This is a genomic window from Salinisphaera orenii subsp. halophila YIM 95161 (assembly GCF_003732545.1).
Lineage (GTDB): Bacteria > Pseudomonadota > Gammaproteobacteria > Nevskiales > Salinisphaeraceae > Salinisphaera > Salinisphaera orenii_A.
This window is the reverse complement of sequence record NZ_AYKF01000071.1, coordinates 28,066-53,913: the sequence shown is the minus strand read 5'-3', so window position 1 is coordinate 53,913 and position 25,848 is coordinate 28,066. Positions and strand designations below refer to the sequence as shown.

Sequence of the window (25,848 nt, the reverse complement as noted above, 5' to 3'; positions counted from 1 at the left end):
CGGTGAAGATGTCGAAGACCCGATATCCGCTCAATCGGCAAGCCGCGCCGCTTAAGTGAACGGCATTACGCGCATGGTCGGCCTTGTGGGCGTGCATCTCCATGGTGGTGACGTGCCCGCCGGCCGCACGTGCCGCCTCGCCGAGCCAGATCGTCGAATAACCGTAGGCGGTGCCCAGTTCGAGAATATGCGGCGCCGTGAGACTGCGCGCGAGCACGTTGATCAGGCGGCCGGTCTCCGGCCCGACGGCGAGCAGGCGGCGGTCGCGGTCGGTGTGTCGGTTGCGGGCCGCCGCGGGGTCGTCGCGCTGCGCGCGCTCTGCGTCCCGCAGTGTGTCGTAGTGTGCGAGTACGTTGTCGATGCGTTCGTCCATGCAGTCTCCGGTGGGAATGAAATGAGATGCGGCGCCCGGCATTCCGGTGTGCGTTGTGTGGCGGATCAGGTGTCGGCCGACGCGGACTTGGGCGCCCGCGCGCGGCGTACGTTGGTGAGCATCGGTGCGCCGGTGCCGGGGTCGGTGAGCAGCGTGCAGTCGACGCCGTAGAGCTCGTGCACCAGCGCGCGCGTCACGACCTCGCTCGGCGCGCCGGCGGCGACGATCTCGCCGGAGCGCATCGCCACCAGATAATCGGCATAGCGGCAGGCGTTGCCCAGATCGTGCAGCACCATGACGATTGTCTTGCCGGCGGCCGCGAGATCGCGCACGAGCTCGAAGACTTCGATGGCGTGCCCCAGATCGAGGGCGGTCGTGGGCTCGTCTAGCAAAAGCAACGACGTCTGCTGGGCGATGGCCATGGCGATCCAGGCGCGCTGGCGCTGGCCGCCGGACATGGCGTCGAGGGGCCGGTCGGACAGTGCTTCGAGATCGGCGGCGGCGAGCGCGGCCTTGACCACGCGGGCATCCTCGGCGGACCACTGGCGCAGCCAGCCCTGATGCGGCTGGCGGCCGAAGCGGATCAGCTCGGCGGCCGTCAGGCCCTCCGGTGCGGTCACGCTCTGCGGCAGCAGGGCGAGCGCGCGGGCCAGTTCGCGTGCGCCGAAATCGCGGATGTCCCGGTCGTCGAGCGTCACGCGGCCGGCCTCGGGAGCGTGCAGGCGTGCCAGCCCGGCCAGCAGCGTCGACTTGCCGCAACCGTTCGGGCCGACAATGGCCGTCACCCGGCCGCGCGGCAGGGCCAGGTCCAGATCGCGGATGACGGGTACGCGGCCGTGGGCCAGCGTGAGGCCGTGGGCGCGGAGTGGGCTGGGCGTGTCGGCCGGCGGGTCGTAGGCCAGGTGGTTCATGCGCCGATCCTGTGGCCAGGGCGCAGCAGTATCCAGAGCAGAAACGGCGCGCCGACCACGCTGGTGATCAGGCCGGCGGGGATCTCGATCGGCGCCAGCACGCGGCGGCCGACGAGATCGGCGACCACCATGATCAGCGCGCCGGCGAGCGCGGCGCCGAACAGCGGCACGCCGCGGCGCGACGACAGATGGCGCGCGATCTCCGGGCCCATGAGGGCGATCAGGCCGACCGGCCCGGCCACCGCCACCGCGAGCGCGCTGAGCAGCACGGCGAGCGCGAGCGCATGCAGGCGGCACCGGCCGACGCGAATGCCCAGTCCGCGGGCTACGGCGTCCGAGAAACGCACGGCGGCGAGCGCGCGCGCCAGCAGGCCCGCGCCGACCAGTGCCGCCGGCAGGCCCACGGCGAGCAGTTCGACCGCGAGCGGGTCGGCGGCGTTCAGGCTGCCGACGGTCCAGGGGTAGGCCGTGTTGGCGTTGTCGATGGGCGCGCGGGCCAGCATCAGCTGGGTGCCGGCGCCAAAGGCCGCGCCGACGCCGATGCCCGCCACGATGAAGCGATAGCCGCGGGTGCCCACGCCGCCGGCCAGGCCGAAGGTGATCGCTGTGGCCGTGGCCGCCCCGGCCAGCGCCATGGCCGGCGGCGCGAGGCCGAACCCCGTGCCGACGACCGAGGCCACCGCGAACGCCGTGGCGCCGTTGTCGATGCCGATGATGCCGGGTGTGGCGAGCCGATTGCGGGCCAGTGTCTGCATCAGACAGCCGGCGAGGGCGAAGGCGGCACCCGAGAGCAGGCCGGCGGCCAGCCGGGTCAGGCGCAGTTCCCGAATCACGAACACGGTCATGGCGTCGCCGTGACCGAACAGGCCGCGCAGCGCGGCCGTCGCGCCGATCGAGGCGCTGCCCAGACACAGCGACGCCAGGCTGGCGGCCAGCAGCAGTCCGGTCAGCAGCAGATTGGCCGCGGTGGCGCGCTTGTCGACCAGGATCGACCAGCGTCCGTCGTGCCCGCGCGCGGCGATACGCCACATCGCTGGCGGCGGCGCCACGGGCGACGCGGCGGCGCGGGCCCGCGTGGTCGTCTCGAGCGCGCTCACAGGCCGGGCAGCCGTCGCAGCCGGACCACGGCCACCAGCACCGGCGCGCCGACGAGTGCGGTCAGTACGCCGAGCGGCAGCTCCGAGGGCCGCACCAGCAGCCGCGAGGCGATATCCGCGCCCACCGTCAGCAGGGCGCCGATCGGCAGAGACAGCCACAGCGTGCGGCGGATGTCCGGGCCGGCGAGCAGGCGCGCGGCGAATGGCGCCACCAGGCCGACGAAGGCGATGGGCCCCGCGATGGCGGTCGCCGAGCCCACCAGAAGCGCGACTGCGACGATCACGAGCAGGCGCACGGTCCGCGGCCGGTGACCGAGCCCGGTCGCCACCCGCTCGCCGAGCGCGAGTGCGGCCAGCGGCCGGGCGATCACGACCACGATCGCCAGTGCCACGCCCAGGCCGGGGAGCAGCGCCATGATGTCGGCGGGCCGGCGCCCGGCGAGGCTGCCCACGACCCAGAACCGGATCTCGTCGGCGGTGCGCTCGTCGAAGAGCAGGATCATCGAGGTCAGCGATCCCAGCAGCCCCGAGAGTACCGCACCGGCGAGCACGAGGCGGATCGGGTCATCGCCGACCCCGCGCACGCGCGAGGCCGCGAGCACGGCGACGCAGCCGGCCAGGGCGCCGAGCTGGGCCACCGGCACGCGCAGGGTCGCGGCACTCGCGCCCAGGGCGATGGCGATCGCCACCGCCAGCGCGCTGCCGGCGCTCACGCCGAGCAGGCCCGGCTCGGCCAGCGGATTGCGCGTGACCGCCTGCAACAGCGCGCCGGCCGCGCCGAGCGCGGCCCCCACGAGCACGCCGATGAGCGTGCGCGGCGCGCGCAGCGACTCGACCACGAAACGGGCCCGGGCGTCGTCGGGCCCGGCGTCGAGCCCGGCGATCCAGGCCAGCAGGCCGCGCAGCGACGCCCCGGGGCCTGTCGATCCGGCGCCGAACAGCAGGCTCGCCACGCAGGCGGCGGCCAGCCCGGCAGACAGCAGCGCCAACCACAGGCGTGGCCGGTTCCGGGGCACCGATACGAGCGGCAGGCCGGTCAAGGCTGACGATCGAGATCCAGCGCCGCGGCGATGTCGTCGAGAATCGCGTTGGCGGCGATCGGGCCGGAGGCGCTGGTCCAGAGCTGGCCGTCCACGGCCACCACGCGATCACGCTGGACCACGTCCAGACGCTCGAAGCCGGGCGAGGACCGGGCCTGGGCCAGTGCGTTCTCGCCGTCGGCGTTGAGCGTGGCGAGGAACAGCCAGTCGCTGTCGATGCGATCCAGGTTCTCGAGGCTCAGCGGGTCGCTGTGCGGGCGCCCCTCGGCGACGACGCCGGCGTCGTTGACGGTGAAGCCCGCAGCCGCGAGCACGCGGCTGGCGAAGATGATGTCGGCCATGACCAGCGGCCCCTGAGGCATCCAGCGCGCTAGCGTCGCTTCGGCGGCCTCCGGCACCTGCGTGGCGATTGCCGCGGTGCGCGTGTCGAAGTTGTTGATCAGCGCTTCGGCGCGATCGGTTGCGTTCAGGGCGCGAGCGTAGAGGCGGGTGTGCGCCTGCCAGGCGTCGGGGGCGAAGTTCGAGCCCTTCGGTACCACCGTGGGCGCGATGTTCGACAGCAGTCGATACTGGGACTCGGGCAGCGTCGCGGCGGCGAGGATGACGTCGGGCCGTTGCGCGACCACCGCCTCGATATGGGTCTCGCGCGCGGTGCCGACGATGGCGATGTCGTCCACGCGACCGTCCATGTAGCGGGCCACGCCGTCGCCGCCCCGGGTGGCGACGGCGGCGACCGGTGTCGTGCCGAGCGCGACCGCGGCATCGAGTGCGCCTTCGTGGAGTGTGACCACGCGCTCGGGGGTGCCGTCGATCTCGATCGTGCCGTAGCGGGTGTCCAGCGTGCGCGCGGCGCCCGGCAGGCTGACGGCGAGCAGAGCCGTCAGCGCCAGGCAGAGGCCGGTCTTGCGAATGGTGATGAGCATGCGTTCGGGTCTTCCGGTAAGCGGCGCGGGCGTCTCGCGCCCACGCAGAATTGATGAAGGGCCGCCACGCTACGGCGGCGGCTGTGTCGCGGCGCTAGAACTCCAGGTTCATACCGACCCAGTAGCGGCGGCCGTCCTCGACGTAGCCGTATTCGTCGTAGGTGATGTCCTCGTCGAACAGGTTGTAGACGCCCAGGTTGACGGTGGTGGCCTCGGACAGCTGGTATCCGAAGCCGGTGTCGACGAAGGCGTAGGAGGGGGCCACAAGCGCGCTCTGCGAGGGGCCGGTTGTGGGCTGGCTCTCCTCGCCGCGATAGGTCAGCCGCGCCCAGGGCGACAGCCGCTCCGTCGGCTGCCAGTTCAGTGAGGCGGTGGCCAGATGCTTGGGCAGCTGGGTCAGCGGTTCGCCCTCGTATTCGCCGGTCTTCTGTTCGGAATCGGTGTAGGTATAGCTGGCGCTGGCCTCGAGCGTGTCGGTCAGCGGGGCCGAAAGGCTGACTTCGACGCCCTGGGTGACCGCCTCGTCGACGTTGATGCGGTAGGTCGGATCGGCGCCGAACTGGTTCGGCCCGTCCGTGCAGATGTCGATCGGGCAGGCCACGCGCGTGATCTTGTCGTCGAAGTCGTTGTGAAAGACCGTCACGCCCGCGTTCGCGCCCCAGTCGGCGCTGTAGAGCACGGCGAACTCCTTGTTGAGCGAGGTTTCGGGCTCGAGATCCGGGTTGCCGTAGACGTCGCCGCCGCGGCTGACCTGGCCGAAGTCCGGAGTGATCTCGCGCAGATCCGGGGCCCGGAACCCGGAGGACACGCCGCCCTTGAGGGTCCAGTTGCGGGTCGGGTTCCAGACGCCGTAGAGACGCGGGCTGACTTCGCTATCGAAATTCTCATCGTGATCCAGGCGCACGCCGCCGGTCAGCGCGAAGGTCTCGGTGAGCATCCACTCGTCCTCGGCGAACAGAGCCCAGTTGTCCTTCTCGATGTCGGTGCGGTCGGAGATCTGGTTGGTCGTGCCGTCGGACAGCTCCTGGCGCTCGACCGTGCCGCCGAAGGTGAGCACGTGCATGCCCAGGGGCACGACGACGCTGGATTTGGCCACCGTATTGGTGATCTCGATCTCGCGGCGCTTGTTTTCGGAGGTTTCGCGCTGGATGTGGGAATCGGTGGTGCCGAAGCCCCAGCGGCCCTCGTGCGACAGGGCATAGTGCTCGCGCGTGTAGCGACCGAACACATCGGTGCAGCCACCGCGGCAGCCGGTAACCTGCCCGGAGCGGCCGACGTTCTGCTCGCGCGTCTGTTCCTCGGCGCCGGCCTCCAGGGTGATGTCCTGGTTCTCGGTCGGGGTGAAGGCGAGCTTGGCCGTGAGGTTGCGCAGATCCTTGCCCTCATAGCCGTTGATGATCTCGTCCTCCTCGCGCCGGCTCACTTCGCCGTAGAGTTGTAGACCGACGCGATCCTCGACCAGCGGACCGGCGGTGTAGAAGTTCGCCTGCTGGCGATCGCCCGAGTCGCCGTCCTCCTGAATGAAGGTGTCGAACTGGACGGCGCCGCCCCACTTCGAGGGCACCTTGCGGGTGATGACGTTGATCACGCCGCCGATGGCGTCCGAGCCGTAGAGCGTGGACATTGGCCCGCGGATGACCTCGATGCGCTCGATCGCCTGCAGCGGCGGCAGAAAATCCTGCTCGAAGCCGGCGCTGCCGTTCGGACGCGTCTCGCGCGTGTTCTGACGCTTGCCGTCGACGAGAATGAGCGTGTATGAAGAGGGCATGCCGCGGATGCTGATATCGCGGCCGTTGTCCCCGGCGCCGCCGCCGGTCACGATCACGCCGGGGACCTCGCGCAGGGCGTCGGTGACGTTGCGGTAGTAGCGATCCTCGAGGTCCTCGCGATCGAGTACGCTGATCGAGGCAGGGGCTTCCTTGACGTCCTGCTCGTGGCCGGAGGCGGTGACCACCACCTCGCCGAGTGCCATGCTCTCCTGGGCCTCGGCGCCGAAGCCCCAGCACAGGGCGGCGGCCGCCGCCATCGAGATGCCCGTGCGTTGCGTCATACGCATGTGTCCCCCTTTTGCGTTTATTAAATACGAATCAATATCATTTGTATTGTGGTATAAATGCCGTTGCGCCGGCGGCAACGTGTCATCCCGATTGCTGCAACATCAGGGGCGCCGGAGGCAGTGCCGAGCGAGGGAGAAGGCGAGCGATGCATCATCTGGACGATCTCGCGGTGTTCGTGGCCGTGGTCGACAACGCCAGTCTCACGGCCAGCGCCCGCGATATGGCGCTGTCGAAATCCACGCTCAGCCGGCGGCTGGGCCGTCTGGAAACACAGGTGGGCCAGCCGCTGCTCGAACGCCGCTCCAACCGTCTGGTACCGACCGAGGCGGGCGAGACCTTCGCCGGCTACTGCCGGCACATGCTCGATCTCAGTCGCGAGAGCCGGCACGCGCTGGACAATCTGCGCGAACGGGTCAGCGGCCAGCTGACCGTCCACGCGCATCCGCTGTTCATGCGTGGCTGGTTCACGCATCGGGTCGAGGCGTTTCTGGAGCGCTTTCCCGAAATGGAGCTGACGCTGGCGACGCTCACCCAGCCGCCCACGGCCGAGTCGGACATCGCCATCTGTCTCTGGCCGGGCGCGCTCGAGGACTGCGGGCTGCGCACCGAAACCGTGGGCCGGCTCACCCGCGGCATCTACGCGCATCCCGATTATCTGGCCGAGCGCGGTACCCCGTTGCACCCGCGCGATCTGGCCGCACATGATTGGGTGGACATGCTGGGGGCCCTGCGTGACGGGCTGACGCTGCGGCGTGCGGACGGCTCGGCCCATCGGCTGGCGCCGCTGCGCTCGCGCTCGCGCGCCGACCAGGATGTGCTCCAGGCCGATGCCATCGTGCGCGGGCGCGGGCTGGGCGTTCTCCCGGACTGGATGGTCGCCCGGCGCCTGCGCGCGCATCCCGGTACGCTCGTGTCCTGTCTTCAGGACTGGACGTTGCCCGCCGTGCCGATCACGCTGGCCTGCCCGCACGGTCGTCTGCCGCGCAAGACGCTGTGTCTGCTCGATCATCTGCGCGCGGCCATCCCGCCGGACTGGCGTCGGGCCGGTGACGCGCCGCCCCGACCGACCTGAAACATCCGCCGGCCCCTTGATTCGGCGTGTTTCCGCGGTCAGGTAGAAGGTATTGCTCAACGCCTGGACGATCGATCATGCCCGGTCTCTTCGATGGCGCCGGCGCGCGTATCAGCGCCGCGCTCGAACACGTCGACATCTCCGAGGACACCGCCCAGCGTCTGGCCCAGCCGGACACCGCGCTCAAGGTGTCGGTGCCGCTGCGCCGCGACGACGGCACGCTGACGCTCTACCCCGGCTACCGCGTGCGCTATGACGACACTCTCGGCCCGGCCAAGGGCGGCATCCGCTTTCATCCGGACGTGGGTGCGGACGAGGTCGCCACGCTCGCGTTCTGGATGACCATCAAGTGCGCGGTGCTTGGCCTGCCCTTTGGGGGCGGCAAGGGCGGCGTCGCGGTCGATCCGAAGGGGCTCTCGCCCGCCGAGCTCGAGCGCCTGTCGCGGGCCTGGGTGGACAAGATCGCCGACTTCATCGGCCCGAACACGGACATCCCGGCCCCGGACGTGAACACGAATCCGCGGGTCATGGGCTGGATGATGGATCAGTACCGGATCATCAACCGCGGCGAGGTGCGCGAGGTCATCACCGGCAAGCCGGTCGAGATGGGCGGCTCGGCCGGCCGCGCGACTGCCACCGGCGACGGGGCCTTCCATACGCTCACCACGATGATGCAGCGCTGGGACCGGCAGGCCGAGGGCACGACGGTCGCCGTGCAGGGCTTCGGCAACGCCGGCGCGCGTTTCGCCCGGCGCTGTGCCGAGGCCGGCTACACTGTGGTTGCGGTCAGTGATTCCAGCGGCGCCATCCACGATCCGAACGGCCTCGACATCGACGCCGTGATCGCGCACAAGGAGGCGCACCGGTCGGTCGCCTCCGGCTACAGCGAAGGCGATCTCGGCGGCGCCGGCCGCGGCGAGACCCTCGGCAACGACGAGCTGATCGAGCTGGATGTGGATATCCTCGCGCCGGCTGCGCTGGAGAACGTCGTCACCGCCGACAACGCGGACCGCGTGCGCGCCGGCACGATCGTTGAGATCGCCAACGGCCCGGTCGCCAGCGAGGCCGACGCGACCCTCGCGGACAACGGCGTGGCCGTGCTGCCCGACATCCTGGCCAACGCCGGCGGCGTGACCGTGAGCTATTTCGAGTGGGTCCAGAACCGCCAGGCCTGGTACTGGGACGCGTCGACCGTGGTCGAGCGGCTCGAGCAGCGCATGGTCGATGCCACGAAACGCGTTGCCGACCGCGCCGAGTCGCTGGAGATAGACCACCGCACCGCGGCCTACGTCATCGCCCTCGAAAAGCTCGACGCCGCCGCCCGCGCCCGCGGTACGAGCAGCTTCTTCCGCGACGGCGGCTGAACACAGGTTCCGATCGCGGGTTCGCGAAGCGGCGCCGCGGCCCGCGTTGCTGCGGCAGGCTCGATGCGTCTGGGCCGTAAGCAGCGGGCGCCGCCCGTTTGTCGGCGCACGATTGGCGCGCGCCTGGCGTGCCGCGCGACGGTTGTTGCTTCGGTGTGTCCGGCACGGGGTGATTGCGCGATCGTGGTGCAGTAACGGCATCCCAAATTACGCGGGGCGCCCCGGCGGCTGATCGAGGGCTTTTCGGTGCCATTCCGGCAAACGACTGACGAATCGAATAAAAAATGGCGTGCTCTCAGGCTTGAGACCACTCGGGTTCGCGTCGTGCTCGTGGCCGCTCGCGTCCGCGCACTTGACTTGTGCAGTGCGACGGTGGATTACTCGATGCTGTCGGTGAAATCGTGTTTCGTTTTACGCCGACCGGGAGCGGATACCAACCGAAAATAATCGCGCCGGAGCGAGACGGTCGCCACAAGGCCGCGGCAACGGTGCGCAGGAGGGGAAGGAGGATCGATCTACGCTGGACTCAGGTCCTGGCGCTCGCCTGTGCGAGTGCGCTGGTGGCGGGGTGCTCGAGCGACGACGGCGATGACGTGGCCGTCGACGACACGGACAACGCCGAAACCGTCAGGCTGCAGGACGACCGCAGTTTTTCCGTCGACGAGTCGACGCTACCGTTCGAGGCGCTGGACGGCGTCGAGACCGACCGCTGGTGGGGTGTTCTGGACGGCGCGGGCTACCGTGTCGAGGTGCCCACCGAGGGCAACTGGAACGGCATGCTCGTCATGTATGCGCATGGTTATCGCGGCGAGGGCGAACAGCTCACGGTGGGTAATGCGCCGCTGCGCAGCTATTACATCAGTCAGGGCTATGCCTGGGCCGCCTCGAGCTACAGCAAGAACTACTACGACGTGCGTGTCGGCGTGGAGGATACGAACGCCCTGGCCAACGCGATCACCGATATCGCCGCCGAGAACGGGCGTACGCTCATGGCGCCGGACAAGATCTATATCACCGGCGATTCGATGGGCGGACACGTCACCGCCGCCGCCATCGAAGCCGAGACCCTGGCCAACGCCAACCACAAGACGAGCTATGCCGGCGCCGTGCCGCGCTGTGGCGTGGTCGGAGGTACCGCCGAGTTCGATTACCTGGGCAACGTCACCTTTGCGGCCCAGCATGCCGCGGATCTCGGACCGAACAGCTATCCGGCCGAGTTCGACCAGTCGGCGATCGATGCGGTGCTCTGGGAAGCACCTCCGAGCTTCGAACAGCAGGGCGTGCCCACCGAGGCCGGCCTGCGGTTGGAGAACATCGTCCGCACGCTCAGCGGGGGCGACCGGCCGGCGTTCGAGCAGGGTTTCCGAGGCGGCTACTACAACGTCGTGATGGGTACCGGGGGGCGTGACGGCACGGTCAACGGCATCCTGGCGCGCAACAGCTTCGGCAACCCGGAGGTGCACTACAACTACGACGGCGACCCCAACGCGGTCAGCGATGACGAGAGCCTGTTCAATCAGAGCATGCTGCGGGTGAACGCGAACCCGGATGCCAATCCCCCGCAGCCCGACGGTCTGCGCTGGATTCCGAAGATCAACGGCGAGTTCAGCGTGCCGGTGGTGACGCTGCACAACACCGGCGATCTGTACGTGCCCTTCCTGCACGAACAGCTCTACCGGGAGCGCGCCCAGGCCAACGGCAACGAGGATCTGCTGGTTCAGCGCGCGATACGGGCCTCGCCGCACTGCGACTGGGAGCCGGCGGAACTCGTCGAGGCCTTCAACGCCATGATCGCCTGGGAGCAGAACGGCCAGAAGCCGGCCGGCGACTCGGTCTCACGTGACGCGATCGACGACGAGAACTACGGCTGCCAGTTCACCCGTGAGCAGCGGGCCGGCATCCCCGCCTGTCCGGCGTCCTGATCGGGGCCGGCGCCCGTCGAGGGCTGGGGCATGCGCTCCAGCCCTTTTTCATGCCCGCAGGCGATAGCAGTTGCGCCGGGTATCACCGCGCCCGCCTTCCGAGTCCCGTGCAGGCGCCGCAATGCCGGAGTGCGTCTCCGCGCTTGGGCCATGGACGCGGGCCTCGGGGGTCAGTGGCCGTTCTTGCGGTCCGCGCGCGCTGACTGGATCAGACTGGCGACGGTGGTGACCACCAGAATGCCGATGATGACCGACAGCGAGAACCAGATCGGGATCTCCGGTACCGCGTGCACCGGCTCGCCGCCGTTGATGAAGGGCAGTTCGTTGCCGTGCAGCGCCTCCACGATGAGCTTCGCGCCGATGAAGCCGAGCACCAGCGCCAGACCCTTGCTGAGATAGATCAGCCGGTCGAGCAGGCCGCCGAGCAGAAAGTAGAGCTGGATCAGGCCGAGCAGGGCGAAGGCGTTGGCCGTGAACACGATATAGGGCTCCTTGGTGAGCCCGTAGATCGCCGGGATCGAGTCCAGCGCGAACAGGATGTCGGTGGCGCCGATGGCGATCATCACGATCAGCATGGGCGTGATCATGCGCTTTCCATTTTCGACGACGGTCATCTTCGCGCCGTTGTATTCGTCGGTCGCCGGCAGATACTTCTGCGCCAGCCGCACCATGATGTTGGGCTCGAACGCTTCGTCCTCGTCGTGGGAAGAGGTCGCGAGGCTGTAGGCGGTGTAGAGCAGGAACAGGCCGAAGATGTAGAACACCCAGGAGAAATGCTCGATGGCGGCCGCGCCGAGGGCGATGAAGATGGTGCGCAGGATGAGCGCGATCACCACGCCGATCAGCAGCACCTTCTGCTGGTAGGCCTTGGGCACGGCGAAGGCGGACATGATGATGACGAACACGAACAGGTTGTCGACCGAGAGGCTCTTCTCGGTGACGTAGCCGGCCAGATATTCGACCCCGTGCTGGTGGCCCCAGACGTACCAGAGCCCGGCGCCGAACAGCAGCGCGAGCACCACGTAGAACACTGACCAGCCGCCGGCCTCCCGCAGGCTCGGCTCGTGCGGCTTGCGCACGTGGGCGACGAAATCGAAGATCAGCAGGGCGATGATGCCCGCAATGGTGGTAGCCCAGACCCAGACCGGCACATGCATGTGGATTCTCGCTTTGATGATCGCGTTCGGGCCGCGGCGCGGCCGGCGCGAGCTTAACGCCGTTCGCCTCAACGCGCTGTTAAGACCGCGGCGCCTGTACTCGGTTCGGTGGCCACGCCTGCTTCGCTCACGCGGCCGGCCCGAGTTAGTCGCCGACGAGAAATCGCGAACAGTTGCGTGTTCGGCTCCCGGGTCAATAATCTTGCGGCCTGTTCAGCGACCGTAACGCAAGCATATGACGCACTGGGGAGATCGCACCCGCGGCGAAGCGCCGTACTGGGGCATGGGGCCGTTCAAGCTGCGCCTGCCGTTCCTTCACTACCGCTTCGAGTGGCCCGATTATCTGCAGGGGCTGCTCATGTGTGCGGTGGATCTGGCCGCGATCCCGCTGATGACGGACCTGCTGGGCATGCCCTTCGAGGCCGCACTCGCGGTGGTCATGCTCAACGGCCTGCTCTATCTCACCCATCATCTGCTCGGCGATCCCGTGGTCCCCGGCTGGATCACGCCCGCGATCCCGCTGCTGATCGCCTACTGCGAGGGCTTTCCCGAGGGCACCGATCGCGTCCACGCGCTGATCGCCTTTCAGTTCATGCTCGGCGCGCTGTCCATCGGGCTGGGCGTGACCGGGCTCGCGCGACAGGTGGTGCGTTTCGTGCCGCCGGCGCTCAAGGCCGGGATCATCATGGGCGCGGGGCTGGCGGCGGTGAACACCGTGTTCGCCGACGACGGCCGGTTCTGGACCTTCCCTTTCACCATCTCGATCGCGGTCGGGCTGGCCTTCCTGCTGATCTTTTCTCAGGGATTCAACGCCCTGAAGCAGCGCAGCGTCGTCTTCGGCTTGATCGGCAAGCTCGGGATATTCCCCATCATCGCCCTGGCGATCGTGCTCGCGCCGCTGTTCGGCGAGGCGCCGTGGCCGGATGTGGAATGGGGCTTCTCCAAGCCCGATTTCGTCACCCTCTGGCGCGAGTACACGGTCTTCGGTGTGGGTCTGCCGCCGCTATGGTTCTTCATCCAGGCCCTGCCGATGGTGGCCGCGACCTATATCGTGCTCTTCGGCGACGTGCTCCAGTCCAAGGCGCTGCTGGACGAGGCCGAGGGGTCGCGTCCGGACGAGTCCATCGACTACAGCCCGGACCGGGCGCACATGATCTTCGGCAGTCGCAACGCCGCGATGAGCGTGTTCGGCCCGGACGTGGCCATGTGCGGCCCGTTGTGGGCGGCGATGCACGTGGTCATCACCGAACGCTACAAGGAAGGCCGAAAGGCGATGGATTCGATCTTCGGCGGCGCGGGCTCGTTCCGCTGGGGCACCAACACCGGTCTGCTGCTGCTGCCGATCGTCTCGGTCATTCAGCCGATTCTGGGCGTGGCTCTGGCGCTGACGCTGCTCATTCAGGGCTATGTCAGCGTGCGCATCGGCATCATGGAGGCGCGCAGCCAGCGCGATCTGGGCATCGCGGGCGTGACTGCCGGGGTGCTGGTGACCCAGGGCGCGGCCTGGGCGTTCGGGGTCGGCATCGGCCTGTGCCTGCTGATCTACGGTCGGCGGTTCTTCCGGGGCGAGACCGATGAAACCTTCGTCAAGGACCGCGACGATGCGCGCTGACCGTCGCCGGCGGCGGGCCGGGGCCGGTATGCTGTTGACATGAGTCAGGCGCCCGCGCGTATCCAATCGGTCTGTGTCTACTGCGGCTCGCGCGACGGTGGGCGGCGGATCTACCGCGAGGCTGCGGCCGGACTCGGCTGCGCGCTGGCGGCGGCGGGGCTGCGGCTGGTCTACGGCGGCGCCCGGATCGGCCTGATGGGGGCGATGGCCGACGCCGCGCGCGCGGCCGGCGGCGAAGTGCTGGGCGTGATCCCGCAGTCGATGCTCGACCGCGAGCTGGCCCACGACGGGCTCACCGATCTGCGCATCGTCCACAGCATGCACGAGCGCAAGCGCCTGATGATCGACAACGCCGACGCCTTCATTGCCCTGCCGGGCGGCTTCGGCACCCTCGAGGAGCTGTTCGAAGTGCTCACCTGGCATCAGCTCGGTCATCACGACAAGCCCTGCGGCCTGCTCGACATCGACGGCTTCTATGCGCCGCTGCGCGACTGCCTCGCGCACATGTGCGCCGAAGGCTTCGTCGCCGCCGCCCAGGTCGAGCGCGTGCGGGTCGCCGCCGAGCCGACGACCCTGCTCGCGCGTCTCGGCGCCGCCGAGGCCGACCCCACCACGACCGACGAGGCCATCCGCCCATGAGTTCCAGCCAGGAAAGCGTCAGCGCGAATCAGCAGAACGCCCATGCCGCCAGTCGCGCCGGACGCATCGGCCTGGCGCTGGGGCCGTTGTTCCTGATCGCGACGCTGCTGCTGCCGGCACCCACCGGCATGGATGCGCCGGCCTGGCACTGCGCCGGGCTGGCGCTGTTCATGGCCACCTGGTGGGCCACCGAGGCGATCCCGATCCCGGCCACCTCGCTGCTGCCGCTCGCGCTCGGCCCGGCGATCGGCATCGGCGACTTCCAGGATCTGGCCAACGGCTACGCCGACGACATCATCTTCCTGTTTCTTGGCGGCTTTCTGATCGGGCTGGCGATGCAGCGCTGGAACCTGCACCGGCGCATCGCCCTGACCACGCTGCTGGCTGTCGGTACCCAGCCGAAGCGCCAGATCGCCGGCTTCATGATCGCCACCGGCTTCATCAGCATGTGGGTGTCCAACACCGCGACCTCGATCATGATGCTGCCGATCGGCATGTCGGTGGTCAGCCTGATGGCCGACGACCCCGAGGGCGAGCAGGCGCCCGCGGTCGAGCGCTACGCCACGCGCCTGCTGCTGGCGATCGCCTATTCCGCCTCCATCGGCGGTGTCGCCACCCTCATCGGCACGCCGCCCAACGCGCTGCTGGCCGGCTATCTCTCCTCGGATCAGGGCATCGACATCGGCTTCGCCCAGTGGATGATGGTGGGGCTGCCGGTTTCCATCGTCATGATGGCCGCGGCCTGGGCCTGGCTGGTGCGCGGCGGTTTCGAGCTGGACACCGGCAAGGCCGGCCGCGACATGCTCAAGGGCGAGCTGGACGAGCTCGGGCCGATGTCGAGCGCGGAAAAGCGCGTCGGCGGCATGTTCCTGCTCGCCGCCGCGCTGTGGATCAGCCGGCCGCTGCTGACCGACTACGGCCTCGACTGGCTGTCCGACGCGCTCATCGCCATGGCCATCGGCGTGTCGCTGTTCGTGATTCCGGCCGGCGACGGCAAGGGCGCGCGGCTGATGAGCTGGGAGAACGAGGCGAACGTGCCCTGGGGCGTGCTGCTGCTGTTCGGCGGCGGTCTGGCGCTGGCCGGCGCGATCAAGGAGACGGGGCTGGCCGAATGGATCGCCACCCAGATGGAGATCTTCGGCGCGCTGCCGGCCGTCCTGTTGATCGGCGCCGTGGTGCTGGTGATCATCTCGCTGACCGAGGTCAGTTCGAACACCGCGACCGCGGCCGTGTTCATGCCGCTGCTCGGGGCCCTGGCCGGATCGGTCGGCGTCGACGTGCTGTTGCTGACCGTGCCGGCCGCGCTCGCGGCCAGCTGTGCGTTCATGATGCCGGTGGCCACGCCGCCCAACGCCATCGTGTTCGCCACCGGTCGCATGCGCATCCAGTCGATGATCCGCGCCGGCTTCGTGCTCAACGTCATCTGCGTGATCATCGCCACGCTGGTGCCCTATCTGCTGATCGGCTGGCTGTGGTAGCCGCCGCGCGCGGCGGCGGCTGAGCGTGGCGCGGCCCATCGGGCGCGCCGCGCCGGCGCCGGATTTCATCGCCGTCGACGTCGAGACCGCCAACGCCGATCCGGGCAGCATCTGCCAGATCGGTCTGGCGAGTTTCGCCGGCGGCGCGCTGGTCGACTGTGCGGTGTGGCGGGTCAATCCGCGCGCCCATTTCTCGCCGCACAATATCGCCATCCACGGGCTGCATGCGGCCGATGTGCGCGACGCGCCGGACTGGCCGGCGCTGCGGCCGACGATCGCGGCGCGCCTGGCCGGCCGGATCGCGGTCTCGCACACGGCCTTCGACGTCACCGCGCTGGCCCGCGCCTGTGCGGCCGATGATCTCGCGCCGATCGCCGCCCGCTGGCTGGACTCGGCCCGGGTCGCGCGGCGTGCGTTTCCGCAGTTCGCCCGCCGCGGCTGGGGGCTGGCCGGTCTGGCCGAACATCTGGGCATCGTGTTCGCGCATCACGACGCCGGCGAGGATGCGCGCGCCGCCGGCGAGGTGCTGCTGGCGGCGATCGCGGCCAGCGGTCGCGGCGTGGAGGACTGGCTGCTGGCCGCGCACCGGCCGCTGCGGGAATTCGTGGACGCCGCGCGCTGACGCATCCGCGTACCGCCGCCGCCGGTATTGTCTCGACACGCCCGCTATCCTGAGCCCATGTCCCGACTCGATCGCCTGTCCCGCCGCCTGCCGGGCCCCGACGCACTGCTGACCCCGGTGTACGCCCGCCTGCGCCAGGCCATCGTCGGCGTGGTGGCCACAACCGAGGACTTCGGCATCGACTACGACGCGCCCGCGGGCGATCCGGGTCTGTTCGGGCCGGGGTCGGTGACCTGGAAAGTCCACGCCGATTTTCCGGGGATGATGGCCGGCGGCATCGCCGCGCTCATGCTGCAGACGCTGCACCCGCGCGCGCTGGCCGGCGTGGTCGACCACTCCAACTTCCGCGACGACGCGCTCGGGCGCCTGCGCCGCACGACCATGTTCGTGGCCGCGACCACCTATGCGCCGACCGCGGACGCCCGCCGCATCATCGAGATGGTCGATCGCATCCACGACCGCGTGCGCGGCACCACCGATGCCGGCGAACCCTACTCCGCCCACGATCCGGACCTGCTCACCTGGGTGCACTGCACCGAGATGGCCAGTTTTCTGGCCGGCTACCGGCGGTATCGTCGGCCGGATCTGAGCCGCGCGGCCCAGGACGCCTACTTCGACGAGACGCGGCGTATCGCCGAGGCTTTGGGCGCGACCGACGTGCCGGCATCCAAGGCGCAGATGGACGAGTACTTCGCGGCGATGCAGCCGGCGCTGCGCTTCGACCATCGCTCGCGCGAGACCCTGGCCGTGCTCGAATCCATGGCGCTGCCGATCCCGGTGGCCGGCGTCTCCCGCCGCATGTTCCTCGGCGCGGGGGCGGCGCTGCTGCCGCCCTGGGCGCGAACCCTGATCCAGCGGACCCCGCGCCAGCGTCTGGTCGATCGTGCCTCGGCGGAAAGCCTGCACCGCATCGGCCCGCTCATCCGCGCGGCGATGTCCGAGGGCGTGGCCGTGCGCTCGGCCCGGCGCGCCGGGGCCGAGCGAGACTGTCTGCGCTTCGAGTGATGGGCGGGGCGGCAACCCGTGCGCGCGACGCGCGCTGTGGGCTCGGGCCGCCGGTCCGCATGCGCTGATTCTCGCCCGATAGGCCCAGGGCGCGCGGGTCCGGCCCGGCCACCGCCTGCCGTCGAGGCGGTATGCCGGGCCAGGCCGACTCGAACGCCGCGCCGGCCCTGGGCGCCGGTTACTGTGCCGGTAGCCGCGGCGGCGGCCCGAGAAAGGGCGCCGGATCGACCGGGCCGCCGCTCAGATAGATGCCGAAGTGCAGGTGCGGTGGCGTGGTGCGGGCGTTGCCGGTGTTGCCCACGGTGCCGAGCACGTCGCCTGCGGCGACCGAGTCGCCGGACTCGACCTCGAATGCATCGAGGTGGGCGTAATAGTAGCGGGCGCCGCCGATACCGAGCATGCCCGACGACAGCCAGACGTGATTGCCGCCGATGCCTTCGGTGCCGGTGCGCACCCGGCCGTCGGCCACCGCGCGCACCGGGGTACCCCGGGCGGCGAAGATGTCCACGCCGTGATGGTCGCGGGTGCCGCCGTCGCGGGGCGCGCCGAAGCCGCTGCCGATGTCCCGCTCGGCCGCGCCTTCCACCGGAAACGCCAGCGAGCCGCCCGTGGCCGCGGCCAGCGTGAACGCCACGTCGGCCGCCAGTTCCGGCTGCAGCACGACACGGTAGTCGCCGTCGGCCTCGGCCATGATCCGGCGACGCGTGCCGTCGGTCGGCAGCGAGGCCACGGTCGACCAGTCCGCGTCGCCGTCGCTGCGATGCTCGACGCTGGCATAGAGCCGGTCGCGGTCGTCGTCGGTTCGGGTCACGCGGAGCGCGAGCTGCCGGCCGCGTTCCAGCGTGGTCCGGTAGACGCGCGCCTCGATGGTGTCGGGGGCGAAGCGGTGCGTGTCGCGGTAGCGCTCGCCCAGCACGATCGGGTCCGCGCCGGCGCGCTCGACCGCCGATGCCCAGCGCCGTCCCAGCGCGCTGTCGTCCAGCCCGGCGAGCCACAGCCGCCAGGCGTAGATCCGGCGCGGGGCGATGTTCAGCCCGTCGAACACGGCCGAGCGGGCGCTGGCCGCGGCGTCCCGGCGCAGCTCAGGCCGGCTGGCCAGCAGCGCGATCAGGGCGGCGAGCAGCAGTAACAGCAGCCACGGCCGCAGGGGCGACCTCGAACGGTCGCGGTCATCGGCCCGGAACCGGGTCCGGGCCGGGGTGTCTGTGTCCTTGGATGCGTTCATGGTCGCGCCCGCGAATGATACCCGCATTACGCCGCGGTCCCCGACCTGGATGTGGGCCGTGCGGGGCGCTCGCCGTTGGGTAGTTTTCCGGATTGGTCGACGGCGACGGCCCGGTTAGCCTCCGCACGCCGAACACCGATGCCGAACGAACAAGGGGACTCATGAGCGGCAACGATACGGATCTTGGAACCCTGGACGCCGGCCGGCTTGCGGAACTGTTCCGCAGCGGCGACGCCTCGCCGCTGGAGGCGACCCGCGCCGCGCTCGATCGCATCGAGCGCTTCAACGACAAGGTCAACGCCTACGTCTACGTCGACCGCGAGGGGGCGGAGGACGCCGCCCGCGCCTCGGCCCGCCGCTGGGGCCAGGGCCAGCCGCTGTCGCCGATCGACGGCGTGCCGGTGTCGATGAAGGATCTCACCGAGGTGGCGGGCATGCCCGCGCGCGAGGGCTCCCTGACCACGTCGGAGGCGCTGTGCGACGCCGACGCGCCGCCAGCGGCCAGGCTGCGCGAAGCCGGCGCGGTGATGCTGGGCAAGACCAACACGCCCGAGTTCGGCTGGAAGGCGGTCACCGACAACCGTGTGTTCGGTGCGACCTGCAATCCCTGGGACACGCGGCTGACGCCCGGCGGCTCCTCCGGCGGCGCCGCCGCGGCGGCCGCGCTCAACATGGGGGTGCTCCACCAGGGCGGTGACTCCGGCGGCTCGATCCGCATCCCCGCCGGCTTCACCGGCGTGTTCGGCTTCAAGCCGACCTTCGGCTGGACGCCGCAGTGGCCGCCGGCCAAGATGCCGACGCTGTCGCACATCGGCCCGCTCACGCGCAGCGTTCCCGATGCGGCGCGCATGCTCAACGTCATCGGCCGCTACGACTATCGCGATCCCTACGCCACGCGCGGTCAGCCCGAGGACTGGGGCGTCGATCTGGAGTGCGATCTGCGCGGCCTGCGCATCGCCTATTCCCCGGATCTCGGCTATGCCGAGGTCGATGAACAGATCGCCGCCCGCGTGCGCGAGGCGGCGGACAAGCTCGAGGAGCTGGGCGCGGAGATCGTCGAGATCCATCCCGGCTTCGAGACCCCGATCGATATCTTTAGGCGGCTGTGGTTCACGGCCTCGCTCGAGGTCTGGTCGCAGTGCGACCAGACCGGGCGCCAGGAGCTGGACCCGGGGCTGGTGGCCAACGCCCGCCATGCCGAGAACTGGTCGGCCCTGGATCTGTTTCGCGGCTATGCCGATCGCGCCCGCCTGACCCAGCGTCTCGAGCACTTCAACCAGGACTATCATCTGCTGATGACGCCCACGGTTCCGCTCGAGCCGTTCGAGGTCAATCACGAGGTGCCGCCGGGCAGCGACATGCGCGACTGGGAGGAATGGGCCCCGTTCTCCTATCCGTTCAACCTCAGCCAGCAGCCGGCGGCCTCCGTGCCCTGCGGTTTCACCGACCAGGGACTGCCGGTCGGCTTTCAGCTCGCCGGCGGCAAGTTCGACGACGTCCGGGTGCTGCGGGCCTGTCATGCCTACATGTCGGCGCATCCGCCGCGTTTCCCGGCGGTCCCGGATCCGGCCGAGTACGGCTGAATTGATCGGGGCCGTATCGTCGTCTTTCGATCTGCGTACGCCATGTCGATGAGGCGTTCGTCGGACCGGCCGCCCGTCGCGCGTATGCGCCGCCGCCGCGATACGGGGCAGGACCCGGTCGCGGCGACCCGCTTCGGGGGAGCGCTCGCTTGAGACAGAAACCGGGCATACCGTCCGACGATGCGGCGAATGCCATGAACCGCGCGATCGCCGGGCTGGCCGCGGGCGGCGCCCCGGACGATGACGAGCCCGGCCAGCGAATGCGCCGCGAGGCGACGGGCCGGATCGCGAGCTATGACCCGGTGGACGGCTGCGGCGAGATCGTCGACGCCTCGGGCCGCTACGATTCCTTTGGGCCGCTCGCCTGGCGCGATCGCGAATCACCCCGCGTGGGCGCCGAGGTGCGTTTTCGCCGGCTGGGCGGTGTGGTGACCGACGTCTCCAGTTCGCGCGCGGCCGGCCCCGCGCCGGTCGAATCCCCAAGGCGCGGACGTGTCTCCAGCGGCCGCCCGCGCAACGGCTACGGTTTCGCCGCGGCCGTGTCGCTGGGCGCTTCGATCGTGCTGGCGAATCTGGGCACTGCGGGCATGCGTTTCGACCTCCCGGAAGCCGGCGTGCTGCTGCTGGCGGCCCTGAGCGCGGTCCTGTTCCATCGCGGCGCGCGGCGGGGCTATGTGCGCGCGGCCTGCATCGGTCTGGGCCTCCTGCTGATCGGCACTTACGTGGAGATCTTCGCCAGCCTGCGGGCACTGGCGATGCAGCCCATGGCGGGCCCGGTCGGGCCGCCGGACTGGGCGCTGCTGCTGCCGCCGATCGCCGGCGTGGTGCTGGCGCATGCGGCGTTCCGGCGCCGCTGACGTCGGTCGTGCCGCCGCTGCTCCCGGCGCTGGAACGGCTCCGAGTCTGTTCTTCCGGCTCCGGCGCCGGCGCGGATCGCGGACGCTCGCCCGCAGGCCCTGCGCCGGCGGTGTGTTCGGCGGCATGCGGGGCGGTCGCCCGGTGCCCGACTGTCGCGGCGTGGCCTCTCGTGGCAAGCTGTCGCTGTCATGTGCAGCAGTACCCGCGTAATCGTCCGGCGCCCACGGCGCCTGCCCGGCGGGCCGGCGACCGCTGGCGGGCGTCGTAATCGCGTATGATGCGGCGCGTCATGTTCCGGATCTATGCGGTGGACAGGCGATGATGCGAATGCGTGCGGGGTTGCTCTTCCTGTGGCTGGTGCTGTGCGCCCCCGCAGCGCTGGCGCAGGCCCAGGCCGAAGGCGGCGCTGCCGCCGGCTATCCCATCACCGACGGTCTGGCTGCCACGGTCGTCGGTACCCCGGCCGATCTCAAAGCCGAGCTGCCCGCCGATCTGGATTTCGCGGTGCGTACGCTCGAGCCGCTGGTCGAGCGTGAGACGCCGGCATCGCTGCGCTATGCGCGGCCGCTGCAGTATCTGCTGGTCACGCAGGACGAGCCGGCGCCGCTGGCGTTCGTGATCGCCGGTACCGGCGCGAGCGCGCTGTCCAGCAAGTGCGTGCTGCTCTCGCGCGCATTGCACGAGGTGGGCTACAGCGTCGCCTGCCTGCCATCGCCCACCAGCGTTCCGTTCATGCTCGGGGCCGCGGAGCACCCGGTGCCCGGCCGCATGTCGGCGGACGTCGAGGAGCTTTACCGGCTGATGGGCGCGGTGCGCGACGATCTGCCGGAGACGACCGAGGTCACCGGCTATGCCTTGACGGGCTGGAGCCTGGGCGCGACCGAGGCCGCCTTCGTGGCGGCGCACGACGCCAAGGTCGGCACCTTCGATTTCTCGCGTGTGCTGCTGCTCAATCCGGCGGTCAGCGTCTGGGATTCGGTCCGGCGCATGGATGCGCTGCTGGAACGCAATCTGGACGGCGGCATCGACGGCATCCCCGCGTTCGTGGCGCGCGGTCTCGGCGGGCTCAGGCGGATCTATTCCAGCGGCGACAGCCTGCGCTTCAATGAGGACTTCCTCTATCGCGCCTATACCAGCCAGTCGCCCGACCGGGCCGACATCGCCGCGATCGTGGGCCTGGCCTTCCGGCTGGCGCTGGCGAACATGTCGTTCGCCGCCGACGTGCTCACCCAGTCCGACGTGATCGTGCCGCGCAACGTCGAGCTCGGCCCCTACGACTCGATGGATCCCTATATCAAGCGTTCGTTCCGGATGTCGTTCACCGACTACATCGACGAGCTGCTGCTGCCGTACTGGAACCGCGACGGCCGCGATCTCTCGCGGCGCCGGCTGATCGCCGAGGCCGACCTGCGCCATATCGAGGATTTTCTCGCGCGGCACGAGGACATCGCCGTGTTCGCCAACGCCGACGATCCGATTCTGGGCGACGGCGACGTGTCGTTCCTGCGCTCGACCTTCGGTTCGCGCGCGCGGATCCGGCCGCACGGCGGTCATCTGGGCAATCTCGGCTATCGCGACACCATCGCCGCCCTACAGGACTTCTTCTCGCCATGAACGGCCCTGCACGCCCCATCCGCCGATTTGCCGCCCAGCAGCGACTGCTGTGGGCGACGCTCGTCTGCCTGACCCTGGGCGCCTGTGCGAGCACGCCACCGCCGCGGACCATTGACGCGGACACGCCGGACCGGGTGCCGGTGGTCGAGACCACCGCCAACCCGCTGGCGATCTCGGACCCCTTCGAGGGCTTCAACCGGCGCGTGTATCGCTTCAACGCGCTCGCCGACCGCTATGTCCTGATGCCGGCGGTCCAGGTCTATCGCACGATCACGCCGGGCTTCGCGCGCACGGGGGTGCAGAACTTCTTCTCCAATCTGGGCGAGATCAACACCTTCGCCAACAGTGTCCTGCAGGCCAAGCCCGAAAGCTCCGCGGTGACGCTGTCGCGGTTCGTGATCAACTCGACGGTCGGCCTGGGCGGGCTGTTCGACCCGGCCGGCGCCATCGGCCTGGAACAGCGCGACGAGGATCTGGGCCAGACGCTGGGCTATTACGGCGTGGGCGCCGGGCCGTACCTGGTGCTGCCGTTCTTCGGGCCGTCGTCGCTGCGTGACAGCATCGGCCTGGCCGGCGATCAGGGGCTGTTCTACGCCATCGACCCGCTACAGCTCGACGAGCATCCGTGGGCGCGCCTGCCGTATTGGACCCTGTACGTGATCAATACGCGCGACACCGTCAATTTCCGCTACTACCAGACCGGATCGCCGTTCGAGTACACCCTCGTGCGGCTGGTCTACATGAACTATCGCGCCCTGCAGGTGGAACAGTGAGTCGGGCGTCGCGCGCCGCGGCCGGGGCCTGCTAACGCTTCTTGCGAGCGCCGCATTGGAGATCGCAGATCGTGTGCGGCAAGACGCGAGTCGCCGATCGGGGCGCGCCACGGACCAGGCCGGCAACGCCGCAGTGGCCCATGGTCGTTTGTTCATGGGCGGTCCGGCCTTCGGGCCAGGCGCTGTCGTGCGGCAACCCGGCGTCCTGGCACGCTTGCGAGGACGACCGCACGACGCCTCGTCTCGCCGCAAGACAGCGCTTGGCGCGGACTGGGCGCCTAGAGCCAGTTCTTGTACTTGAAGTAGGCGTAGGGCGCGATGCCGGCCAGCACCATCGCCACCAGCGCGATCGGATAGCCGTAGGTGAGCGCCAGTTCCGGCATGTGCTGGAAGTTCATGCCGTAGATGCTGGCGATCAGCGTCGGCGGCAGAAACACCACGGCCGCGATCGAGAAGATCTTGATGATCTGGTTCTGTTCGATGTTGATGAAGCCCTGGGTGGAATCCATCAGGAAGTTGATCTTGTCGAACAGGAACGCGATGTGGCTCATCAGCGTGTCCAGGTCGTGCAGGATCTCGCGGGCGGTGTCGCGCACCGGCGAACGGGCCGGCAGATGCCGTAGCAGAAACGAGATCGAGCGCTGCGTGTCCATCAGGCACAGGCGGATCTTGCCGTTGGAGTCCTCCAGCTTGGCGAGCCGATCGATCGCGTCCTCGAGGTCCGCCTCTTCGTCCTCGAGCACCAGGTGACTGACCTGCTCGAGCTTGAAGTGGATGTCCTCGACCGTATCGGCGAGATTCTCCACCTTCTGCTCGAAGATCGTGGCCAGCAGGGCGGCGGGCGAGTCGGCCTCGACCTGGTGACGCCGGGCGCGCATGCGCAGCAGCCGGAAGTCGGCGAGATCGCCCTCGCGGAAGGTGATCAGGCGTTCGGGCTGCAGGATGAAGGCCACGGTGTCGGTGTCGTGGCGGCCTTCGCTCTGGGACAGGAACAGCGAGTGCACGTGGATGCCGTCGACGTCCACGAAAAACCGGGCGGAGGCCTCGATCTCCTCGACGACATGGCTTTCCGGCAGTTCGTCGGCCAGGAACCGGCCGAGACTCTCGCGTTCCTCGGCGGTCGGGTCCTGGGCGTCGATCCAGCTCGCCGCGGCGAGGTCCGCGCCCCGGTCGTCGGGCGCGGGGGCGCTGCGTTCGACGATGGTCTGGCCGACGATTTCAAAGGTGCGAAGCATGGGTCTCGATGGTGATGGAATGCCCGTGCGCTGCGCCTCAGCCGCGGGCGCGCAGCCGGTCGATATCGTGGCCGATCTGGGCGGCGACCGTGCGTATCCAGTACAGGGGGTCGGCGAGTGCCGCCTCGGTCGAGCCGGCCCGCTCGACCAGCGTGTAACAGCCGGCGAAGGCGCCTTCGAGTGCGTCTCGGGCGTCGTCCGCAATGGCGCCGGACAGGAGCGCGGTCGGCACTGGCGCGGCCGCGCGCGCGATCGCCAGCGGCAGTTTGCCGGACAGAGTCTGGGCATCCGAGCGGCCTTCGCCGGTGATCACGAGATCGGCGGCGGCCATCTGTCGCTTCAGCCCGGTCAGCTCGATCAGGGTGTCGGCGCCGGGCTCGAGTGTGGCGCCGAGCGCGGCCAGAGCGAAGCCCAGGCCACCGGCCGCACCGCTGCCGGGCGCATCGACATCGGCGCGTGCTCCTGTGGCCCAGGCCAGCCGGGCGAAAGCCTGCTCGACCGCGTCGATCTCGGCCGCGGTCAGGCCCTTCTGCGGGCCATAGACCCGGCTCGCCCCGGTCGCACCGAGCAGCGGATTGTCGACGTCGCAGAGCACGCGCAGCCGGGTATCGGCCAGCCGCGGATCGATGTCGTCGAGTGACAGCGTATCGAGGGCGAGCAGGCCGGCCAGGGTCGGCGCGACGTCACGGCCGCCGGCGTCGCGCGCCCGGGCGCCGAGGGCGAGCAGCAGGCCCAGGCCGGCATCATTGCAGGCGCTGCCGCCCAGGCCGACGGCGATCTCGCGCACGCCGGCGTCCAGCGCCGCACGGATCAGCCGGCCGAGCGCGCCGCTGCCGCGGTCGACCAGTCCCGGGGCGCGGTCACTGCGCTCGATCAGGGGCAGTCCGAGCACGCGGGCGGATTCGATCGCGCCCAGCCCGGTTTCGGTCCGGTACCAGGGCGCCGTCACGCGTTCGCCGTGGATGGCCTCGACGGAGGCGTGCTGCCAGCGTCCGGGGCGCGCGGCGGCGATGCAGGCCAGCGTGCCCTCGCCGCCGTCGGCCATGGGCGCTTCGGCGATCGTCGCGTCAGGGCAGCTGTGGGTCAGGCCCGCGGCCAGCGCCGCTGCGACGTCGGCCGCCTCGGCGCTGCCCTTGTAGCTGTCCGGCGCGATGATCACGGTCGGCGATCTCATGGGCGGCGCGGTCCGTGGATTTTTTCGATGCGGTGTCTGTAGGTCATGTCGAGGTCGGCCGATACAGCTTTACAGGATAACGGTACGCGCGCAGACACAGGTGGCAAGCAGCCC

At 69.8% G+C, this 25,848-nt stretch carries 22 protein-coding genes; 12 read left to right on the top strand and 10 right to left on the bottom strand.

Annotated features, from left to right (window positions below; translation table 11 throughout):
- The 6 genes from SAHL_RS06940 to SAHL_RS06915 form a co-directional block, all read right to left on the bottom strand.
- Positions 1 to 373, bottom strand: a 373-nt coding sequence (locus SAHL_RS06940) for an O-methyltransferase (RefSeq protein ID WP_184947465.1), incomplete at its 3' end; no start/stop codon positions are given.
- Between the two features lie 65 nt (positions 374 to 438).
- Complete coding sequence (locus SAHL_RS06935) at positions 439 to 1,284, bottom strand: ABC transporter ATP-binding protein (RefSeq protein ID WP_123590680.1); 846 nt, start codon at positions 1,282 to 1,284, stop codon at positions 439 to 441.
- Positions 1,281 to 2,315 (bottom strand): FecCD family ABC transporter permease, encoded by a 1,035-nt coding sequence (locus SAHL_RS06930; RefSeq protein ID WP_123590683.1) that lies wholly within the window; start codon positions 2,313 to 2,315, stop codon positions 1,281 to 1,283. Before SAHL_RS06930 ends, SAHL_RS06935 begins: the two co-directional genes overlap by 4 nt.
- A 62-nt stretch (positions 2,316 to 2,377) precedes the next feature.
- On the bottom strand, positions 2,378 to 3,370 hold the full coding sequence (locus tag SAHL_RS06925) for a FecCD family ABC transporter permease (RefSeq protein ID WP_123590682.1): 993 nt from the start codon (positions 3,368 to 3,370) through the stop codon (positions 2,378 to 2,380).
- Between the two features lie 47 nt (positions 3,371 to 3,417).
- Positions 3,418 to 4,344, bottom strand: a complete 927-nt coding sequence (locus SAHL_RS06920; RefSeq protein ID WP_123590679.1) for an ABC transporter substrate-binding protein — start codon at positions 4,342 to 4,344, stop codon at positions 3,418 to 3,420.
- Positions 4,345 to 4,438: 94 nt separating this feature from the next.
- Positions 4,439 to 6,400 carry a ligand-gated channel protein gene (locus SAHL_RS06915; RefSeq protein ID WP_123590678.1) on the bottom strand — a complete coding sequence of 654 codons (1,962 nt, stop codon included), beginning with the start codon at positions 6,398 to 6,400 and terminating at the stop codon, positions 4,439 to 4,441.
- 146 nt (positions 6,401 to 6,546) lie between these two features.
- Here SAHL_RS06915 and SAHL_RS06910 point away from each other — a divergent pair, with 146 nt between their 5' ends.
- The 3 genes from SAHL_RS06910 (at position 6,547) to SAHL_RS06900 (ending at position 10,759) form a co-directional block, all read left to right on the top strand.
- The gene (locus SAHL_RS06910) at positions 6,547 to 7,473 is read left to right on the top strand and encodes a LysR family transcriptional regulator (RefSeq protein WP_123590677.1); all 927 of its coding nucleotides are present in this window, start codon (positions 6,547 to 6,549) and stop codon (positions 7,471 to 7,473) included.
- 77 nt (positions 7,474 to 7,550) lie between these two features.
- The gene (locus tag SAHL_RS06905; protein ID WP_123590676.1) at positions 7,551 to 8,837 is read left to right on the top strand and encodes a Glu/Leu/Phe/Val family dehydrogenase; all 1,287 of its coding nucleotides are present in this window, start codon (positions 7,551 to 7,553) and stop codon (positions 8,835 to 8,837) included.
- 593 nt (positions 8,838 to 9,430) lie between these two features.
- Positions 9,431 to 10,759 (top strand): alpha/beta hydrolase family protein, encoded by a 1,329-nt coding sequence (locus SAHL_RS06900; RefSeq protein ID WP_245968426.1) that lies wholly within the window; start codon positions 9,431 to 9,433, stop codon positions 10,757 to 10,759.
- 170 nt (positions 10,760 to 10,929) lie between these two features.
- Here the strand turns inward: SAHL_RS06900 and SAHL_RS06895 are convergent, their stop codons facing one another.
- Positions 10,930 to 11,916: a TerC family protein gene (locus tag SAHL_RS06895; RefSeq protein WP_123590675.1), complete on the bottom strand. Its 987-nt coding sequence runs from the start codon at positions 11,914 to 11,916 to the stop codon at positions 10,930 to 10,932.
- A gap of 235 nt (positions 11,917 to 12,151) precedes the next feature.
- Here SAHL_RS06895 and SAHL_RS06890 point away from each other — a divergent pair, with 235 nt between their 5' ends.
- From SAHL_RS06890 to SAHL_RS06870, 5 genes are read left to right on the top strand one after another with little or no spacing between them, the layout of a single operon-like run.
- Positions 12,152 to 13,528 (top strand): hypothetical protein, encoded by a 1,377-nt coding sequence (locus SAHL_RS06890; RefSeq protein WP_123590674.1) that lies wholly within the window; start codon positions 12,152 to 12,154, stop codon positions 13,526 to 13,528.
- Positions 13,529 to 13,567: 39 nt separating this feature from the next.
- The gene (locus tag SAHL_RS06885; protein WP_123590673.1) at positions 13,568 to 14,167 is read left to right on the top strand and encodes an LOG family protein; all 600 of its coding nucleotides are present in this window, start codon (positions 13,568 to 13,570) and stop codon (positions 14,165 to 14,167) included.
- Positions 14,164 to 15,645 carry an SLC13 family permease gene (locus tag SAHL_RS06880; protein ID WP_123590672.1) on the top strand — a complete coding sequence of 494 codons (1,482 nt, stop codon included), beginning with the start codon at positions 14,164 to 14,166 and terminating at the stop codon, positions 15,643 to 15,645. Before SAHL_RS06885 ends, SAHL_RS06880 begins: the two co-directional genes overlap by 4 nt.
- A gap of 25 nt (positions 15,646 to 15,670) precedes the next feature.
- On the top strand, positions 15,671 to 16,267 hold the full coding sequence (locus tag SAHL_RS06875; protein WP_184947463.1) for an exonuclease domain-containing protein: 597 nt from the start codon (positions 15,671 to 15,673) through the stop codon (positions 16,265 to 16,267).
- A gap of 57 nt (positions 16,268 to 16,324) precedes the next feature.
- Positions 16,325 to 17,272, top strand: coding sequence for an oxygenase MpaB family protein (locus tag SAHL_RS06870; RefSeq protein ID WP_123590670.1), 948 nt, complete (start codon positions 16,325 to 16,327; stop codon positions 17,270 to 17,272).
- 178 nt (positions 17,273 to 17,450) lie between these two features.
- Here the strand turns inward: SAHL_RS06870 and SAHL_RS06865 are convergent, their stop codons facing one another.
- Entirely contained in the window at positions 17,451 to 18,497 is a 1,047-nt protein-coding gene (locus SAHL_RS06865) for a M23 family metallopeptidase (protein WP_221177869.1), read from the bottom strand.
- Positions 18,498 to 18,658: 161 nt separating this feature from the next.
- On the opposite strand from SAHL_RS06865, the gene SAHL_RS06860 reads away from it, so the two are divergent.
- The 4 genes from SAHL_RS06860 to SAHL_RS06845 all read left to right on the top strand — a co-directional run bounded on the left by SAHL_RS06860 (position 18,659) and on the right by SAHL_RS06845 (position 23,325).
- The gene (locus SAHL_RS06860; RefSeq protein WP_123590668.1) at positions 18,659 to 20,080 is read left to right on the top strand and encodes an amidase; all 1,422 of its coding nucleotides are present in this window, start codon (positions 18,659 to 18,661) and stop codon (positions 20,078 to 20,080) included.
- Between the two features lie 194 nt (positions 20,081 to 20,274).
- Complete coding sequence (locus SAHL_RS06855) at positions 20,275 to 20,937, top strand: hypothetical protein (RefSeq protein ID WP_123590667.1); 663 nt, start codon at positions 20,275 to 20,277, stop codon at positions 20,935 to 20,937.
- Between the two features lie 322 nt (positions 20,938 to 21,259).
- Positions 21,260 to 22,552: an alpha/beta hydrolase gene (locus tag SAHL_RS06850; protein ID WP_148045513.1), complete on the top strand. Its 1,293-nt coding sequence runs from the start codon at positions 21,260 to 21,262 to the stop codon at positions 22,550 to 22,552.
- On the top strand, positions 22,549 to 23,325 hold the full coding sequence (locus SAHL_RS06845; protein WP_123590665.1) for an MlaA family lipoprotein: 777 nt from the start codon (positions 22,549 to 22,551) through the stop codon (positions 23,323 to 23,325). Before SAHL_RS06850 ends, SAHL_RS06845 begins: the two co-directional genes overlap by 4 nt.
- 278 nt (positions 23,326 to 23,603) lie before the next feature.
- Here the strand turns inward: SAHL_RS06845 and corA are convergent, their stop codons facing one another.
- Positions 23,604 to 24,560 (bottom strand): magnesium/cobalt transporter CorA, encoded by a 957-nt coding sequence (gene corA, locus SAHL_RS06840; RefSeq protein WP_123590664.1) that lies wholly within the window; start codon positions 24,558 to 24,560, stop codon positions 23,604 to 23,606.
- Between the two features lie 37 nt (positions 24,561 to 24,597).
- Positions 24,598 to 25,734: a glycerate kinase gene (locus SAHL_RS06835; RefSeq protein ID WP_123590663.1), complete on the bottom strand. Its 1,137-nt coding sequence runs from the start codon at positions 25,732 to 25,734 to the stop codon at positions 24,598 to 24,600.
- Between the last annotated feature and the right edge of the window lie 114 nt (positions 25,735 to 25,848).

What these genes read in the sequence shown, in the direction of transcription:
- SAHL_RS06935 (WP_123590680.1), bottom strand. Translation starts at nt 1,284, where the DNA reads ATGAACCACCTGGCCTACGACCCGCCGGCCGACACGCCCAGCCCACTC.
- SAHL_RS06930 (WP_123590683.1), bottom strand. Translation starts at nt 2,315, where the DNA reads ATGTGGCGTATCGCCGCGCGCGGGCACGACGGACGCTGGTCGATCCTG.
- SAHL_RS06920 (WP_123590679.1), bottom strand. Translation starts at nt 4,344, where the DNA reads ATGCTCATCACCATTCGCAAGACCGGCCTCTGCCTGGCGCTGACGGCT.
- SAHL_RS06915 (WP_123590678.1), bottom strand. Translation starts at nt 6,400, where the DNA reads ATGCGTATGACGCAACGCACGGGCATCTCGATGGCGGCGGCCGCCGCC.
- SAHL_RS06910 (WP_123590677.1), top strand. Translation starts at nt 6,547, where the DNA reads ATGCATCATCTGGACGATCTCGCGGTGTTCGTGGCCGTGGTCGACAAC.
- SAHL_RS06905 (WP_123590676.1), top strand. Translation starts at nt 7,551, where the DNA reads ATGCCCGGTCTCTTCGATGGCGCCGGCGCGCGTATCAGCGCCGCGCTC.
- SAHL_RS06895 (WP_123590675.1), bottom strand. Translation starts at nt 11,916, where the DNA reads ATGCATGTGCCGGTCTGGGTCTGGGCTACCACCATTGCGGGCATCATC.
- SAHL_RS06890 (WP_123590674.1), top strand. Translation starts at nt 12,152, where the DNA reads ATGACGCACTGGGGAGATCGCACCCGCGGCGAAGCGCCGTACTGGGGC.
- SAHL_RS06885 (WP_123590673.1), top strand. Translation starts at nt 13,568, where the DNA reads ATGAGTCAGGCGCCCGCGCGTATCCAATCGGTCTGTGTCTACTGCGGC.
- SAHL_RS06880 (WP_123590672.1), top strand. Translation starts at nt 14,164, where the DNA reads ATGAGTTCCAGCCAGGAAAGCGTCAGCGCGAATCAGCAGAACGCCCAT.
- SAHL_RS06870 (WP_123590670.1), top strand. Translation starts at nt 16,325, where the DNA reads ATGTCCCGACTCGATCGCCTGTCCCGCCGCCTGCCGGGCCCCGACGCA.
- SAHL_RS06865 (WP_221177869.1), bottom strand. Translation starts at nt 18,497, where the DNA reads ATGAACGCATCCAAGGACACAGACACCCCGGCCCGGACCCGGTTCCGG.
- SAHL_RS06860 (WP_123590668.1), top strand. Translation starts at nt 18,659, where the DNA reads ATGAGCGGCAACGATACGGATCTTGGAACCCTGGACGCCGGCCGGCTT.
- SAHL_RS06855 (WP_123590667.1), top strand. Translation starts at nt 20,275, where the DNA reads ATGAACCGCGCGATCGCCGGGCTGGCCGCGGGCGGCGCCCCGGACGAT.
- SAHL_RS06850 (WP_148045513.1), top strand. Translation starts at nt 21,260, where the DNA reads ATGCGAATGCGTGCGGGGTTGCTCTTCCTGTGGCTGGTGCTGTGCGCC.
- SAHL_RS06845 (WP_123590665.1), top strand. Translation starts at nt 22,549, where the DNA reads ATGAACGGCCCTGCACGCCCCATCCGCCGATTTGCCGCCCAGCAGCGA.
- corA (WP_123590664.1), bottom strand. Translation starts at nt 24,560, where the DNA reads ATGCTTCGCACCTTTGAAATCGTCGGCCAGACCATCGTCGAACGCAGC.
- SAHL_RS06835 (WP_123590663.1), bottom strand. Translation starts at nt 25,734, where the DNA reads ATGAGATCGCCGACCGTGATCATCGCGCCGGACAGCTACAAGGGCAGC.